A 2,389-nucleotide genomic window follows, 5' to 3' on the forward strand; every position below is an offset into this window, starting at 1 on the left:
GTCCGTGGCCGACAGGGTCGCGGTGACGTACCCGGCGGGCAGGGTGGGCTGGTACCGGGCGGCGGTGCGGGCCTCGTCGCTGGCCAGCCAGGCACCGGTGGCCACGCTGCCGGCGACCGCCGCGAGGACCGCCGAGATGGCCGGGGCGGCGGCGGCCCGGTTGCGACTGGTGTCCCGCAGCGCGATGCGCAGCGCCAACGGCAGCCACCGGCCGAGCCGGCCGAGCAGTCCGACCAGGCTGGGGGTGCAGAGCACCAGCCCGATCTCCCCGAGGACCAGCCCGATGAGGATGCCCCAGGTGCTCACCCGGGTGGCGGCCAGCGCGGCCGTCACCGAACCGGCGCCGGCCAGACCCAGCCCGAGTACCAGCCAGCGTCGCCGGGACCGGGTGGCACCGCGCCGGCCGGTCAGCCCGGCGACCACGTCCTGCCGGCCGGCCGTGTACGCCGGGACCAGCGCGGCGAGTACCCCGGTCAGCACGGCGAGACCGGCGATGGCGACCAGTGCGGCCGGGAAGAACCGGTACCCGCCGGGGCGGTGCTGGTACAGCAGTTCGGCGACGACCGGTCGGGCGGCCACTGCCGTGGTGACGCCGAGGGCCAGGCCCAGCCCGGCGCCGGCCAGGCCGAGCACCAGGCCGTCGGCCAGCACGATCCGGCGCAACTGGGCGGGTGTGCCGCCGTTCGCGGCGACCAGGGCCAGTTCGCGTTGCCGGCGGCGTACCCCGACCGCGAACGCCGGGCCGGCCAGCAGGACCACCTCCAGCAGGCCCAGCCCGCCGACGAGGACACCCTCACTGATCGACTCCTGGTCGACGGGGGTGCCGGCCGACGGCTCGTCGGCCCGGAAGGCCGGACTGCCCGGCGGGGTCTCGACCAGTACGCCCTGCGCGTTGAGTCGACGGACCAGGTTCGCCCCGACCGGTACCGGGGTGTCCACCAGCCAGGCGCTGGGCGGGTCGGTCAGCCCGGCCGGCGGTACCGCCAGCAGTTCACTCAGGTCGGCGGGGAACTCCACCACCCCGACCACCCGGTAGGTGCGGGTGCCGTCCGCGAGGCCCACTGTCCCGCCCAGCGCCGTGCCGAGCCGGCGCAGCGCCGGCCCGGTTGCGGCCAGTTCGTCGGGCCCGTGGGGGGCCCGACCGGAGCGGAGCCGGACGACGCCCCGGAGCAGCGGGTCGCCGACGTCGATGCCCTGCACCTGGATGCTGGTGGTGCCGTCCGGGGTGAGCAGCCGCAGCCGGGACCGCTCGACCAGCGGGACCAGCCGGCTGCCGGTGGGCAGCAGGGCCGCCAGTTCGGCGGTGGTCACCGGCCGCTGCCGGGCCGGTGCGTCGGAGCTGTAGCCGGCGTCGCCGGAGAGCTGCTGGAGCGGTCCGTCGGTTGCCCAGCGCAGTTGGGCGTCCGCCGCCCCGAGTCGGCGGGCCGCGTCCTCCTGTGGGGTGAGCTGGAACATGTCCCAGGTCACCGCGGCGAACGTGAGGGCCAGCACGGGCAATGTGATCATGGCCAGGACCAGGGCGGTACGGCCCCGGGCCCGCCGGGACTCCCGCCAGGCGATGCGGATCGCCGCCCGCCACGAGCCGAGTCCGCTCCGCAGCGGTCCCGTGGGGCTCACCGCAGTGCGCCGGGCAGCAACTGCTCGGGGCTGCCCAGCGGGGCGGTGCTGTCCACCACCGTCCCGTCCCGGAGGAAGACGACCCGGTCCGCCCAGGCGGCGTGCCGGGCCTCGTGGGTCACCAGGACGGCGGCCACCCCGGCGTCCACCCGCTCGCGCAGCATGGCCAGCACCGCCTCGCCGGTCTGCGAGTCCAGCGCCCCGGTCGGCTCGTCGGCCAGCAGTAGGCAACGCTGCCCCACCAGGGCCCGGGCGATCGCCACCCGCTGCTGCTGACCGCCGGAGAGTTCGTCCGGGAAGCGGGCGCCGAGGCCGGTCAGCTCCATCCCGGCCAGGGTGGTCCGCGCCAGCTGCCGGGCCCGGCGGACCGGTACGCCGTCCAGTTCCAGCGGCAACGCGACGTTCTCGTCGACGGTGAGTCCGGGCAGCAGGTTGAGCTGCTGGAAGACGTACCCGATCCGGCGGCGGCGCAGCGCGGCGAGCTGGCGGCGGTTCAGGCCGGCCAGCGGCTCGCCGGTGACCAGCACCGTGCCCCGGGTCGGCCGGTCCAGACCACCGGCCAGGTTCAGCAGGGTGGACTTGCCGGATCCGGAGGGGCCCATCACGGCGACCAGTTCACCGGGGAGCACGGTCAGGTCCACCCCGCGCAGCGCGGGTACGGTGACCGGTCCGGTGCCGTGGGTGCGGTGCACGTCGCGTAGTTCGAGTACCGGGCCGTCGGCGGGTACGGCCGGGGTCATCGGGACAGCTTCCCGCCGACCCGGGGTCCGGC

The 2,389-nt window shown here is 76.3% G+C and carries 2 protein-coding genes; both read right to left on the reverse strand.

What is annotated here, in order from left to right; genetic code table 11:
• The coding region (locus GSF22_RS32905) for an FtsX-like permease family protein (protein WP_307804509.1) at positions 1-1,617 on the reverse strand (1,617 nt) is incomplete at its 3' end.
• Positions 1,614-2,357, reverse strand: coding sequence for an ABC transporter ATP-binding protein (locus tag GSF22_RS32910; protein WP_208817810.1), 744 nt, complete (start codon positions 2,355-2,357; stop codon positions 1,614-1,616). The genes GSF22_RS32905 and GSF22_RS32910, both read right to left, overlap by 4 nt.
• Positions 2,358-2,389 lie beyond the last annotated feature (32 nt).

The organism is Micromonospora echinofusca (assembly GCF_017614955.1).
GTDB lineage: Bacteria > Actinomycetota > Actinomycetes > Mycobacteriales > Micromonosporaceae > Micromonospora > Micromonospora echinofusca_A.

Coding starts and splice junctions, on each gene's coding strand:
- GSF22_RS32910 (WP_208817810.1), bottom strand. CDS start 2,357: ATGACCCCGGCCGTACCCGCCGACGGCCCGGTACTCGAACTACGCGAC.